Here is a 527-nt window from a genome sequence, read left to right on the forward strand (position 1 = left end):
TAAACAAGTCTAAACAGGTATAAAGCGCAAAGATGTTATATAATGAAGGGAAATCTCATTCTTCAACAGGATGGTTTGCGGTTTGATCAACGGATGTTTTATGATGAGAATATCGTCCATAAGCAATCGATGGGCGGGATTAATTCCAACGAGAAAACACGGGCAAAGCGGTAATCAATCGATTCAGCAGACGATTCTTGAAAAAGCTGTTCATACAGAAAACAGGTGATAGAAAAATGAAGAAACTAAAAGTCATGACAGTATTCGGCACGCGCCCTGAAGCCATAAAAATGGCTCCGCTCGTGCTAGAATTAAGAAAATATCCCGAAATTGAGTCTTATGTGACGGTTACAGCCCAGCACAGGCAAATGCTTGACCAGGTGCTTGAAGCTTTTAACATAAAGCCTGATTTTGATTTGAATATCATGAAAGAAAGGCAAACGCTGGCTGAAATTACGTCTAATGCGCTTGTGAAGCTGGACGAGCTGTTTCAGTCTATCAAACCGGATATTGTGCTTGTCCACGGT

The 527-nt window shown here is 41.0% G+C and carries 2 protein-coding genes; both read left to right on the forward strand.

Annotation, left to right across the window (positions count from 1 at the left end; genetic code table 11):
• The first annotated feature begins 42 nt into the window (after positions 1 to 42).
• Positions 43 to 174 (forward strand): hypothetical protein, encoded by a 132-nt coding sequence (locus tag ACWHAR_RS31685; RefSeq protein WP_017473888.1) that lies wholly within the window; start codon positions 43 to 45, stop codon positions 172 to 174.
• Positions 175 to 236: 62 nt separating this feature from the next.
• Positions 237 to 527: UDP-N-acetylglucosamine 2-epimerase (locus tag ACWHAR_RS31690; protein ID WP_452089005.1), on the forward strand; the 291-nt coding region annotated here is incomplete at its 3' end.

The sequence above is a fragment of the Bacillus sp. LR--39 genome, from assembly GCF_053613335.1.

Excerpts from the sequence above, each read along its gene's own strand:
- ACWHAR_RS31685 (WP_017473888.1), top strand. The coding sequence starts at position 43 with ATGAAGGGAAATCTCATTCTTCAACAGGATGGTTTGCGGTTTGATCAA.